This is a genomic window from Methylobacterium brachiatum (genome assembly GCF_020523825.1).
In the GTDB taxonomy this organism is placed as follows: Bacteria; Pseudomonadota; Alphaproteobacteria; order Rhizobiales; family Beijerinckiaceae; genus Methylobacterium; species Methylobacterium brachiatum.
In genome coordinates, this window is the sequence record NZ_JAJALK010000054.1 from 1 (window position 1) to 738 (window position 738).

Sequence of the window (738 nt, forward strand, 5' to 3'; positions counted from 1 at the left end):
CTTCATCGCCTCTCAGCGCCAAGGCATCCACCGAATGCTCTTAAGGCACTTGATCGCTCTCGTGATCGATGTCCGTTCTTTTATCACTCGATCCAGAGGATCCAGCGCAAAAGTCTGACACGGTCACAAAAAGACCAGTGATCAGACCGTTTCCGATCCGATCACCGTATGCTTGCCGAACATGACCGCCGGGGAGACGCTTTCGCGCCCCTGACGGCCACATTCCCTCTTCACGATGTCACTGATGTTTTCGCACGCGGTGCAACCAACCGAACCTTGCGGTCCTCGCTGATCGTCTGCCGCGGCAAACTGTGTTCCAGATAGCCAGGCTCGACACCGTCTCTCAGGCGGCGGCCGCATCAGCAGCGCCAAGTCCCAAAAGAGATGGTGGAGCCAGACGGGATCGAACCGACGACCTCATGCTTGCAAAGCACGCGCTCTCCCAACTGAGCTATGGCCCCAAGGGGTCAGCGCCAGCGGTCGAACGTCCCGTGTCGTGGTGGGCCTGGGACGACTCGAACGTCCGACCTCACCCTTATCAGGGGTGCGCTCTAACCACCTGAGCTACAGGCCCAGAGCGATCGAGGCGCGCCGTCCTGCATACGCTGAGACGGAGCGCCGATCGCGCTATCTGGTGAGGAAGAGAAACGAGGACGGCGTGCGTCCCGCAAAATGGGTTCTGACTGAACCCTGTATCTAAATGATCTTCGATGGGTCTGCGTGAAGCAGAACGGCTCC

The 738-nt window shown here is 59.2% G+C and carries 2 tRNA genes; both read right to left on the bottom strand.

Annotation, left to right across the window (positions count from 1 at the left end):
- Window positions 1–385 precede the first annotated feature (385 nt).
- Window positions 386–461: transfer RNA gene (locus LGR69_RS31735), tRNA-Ala, on the bottom strand.
- Window positions 462–497: 36 nt separating this feature from the next.
- Window positions 498–574: transfer RNA gene (locus LGR69_RS31740), tRNA-Ile, on the bottom strand.
- Window positions 575–738 lie beyond the last annotated feature (164 nt).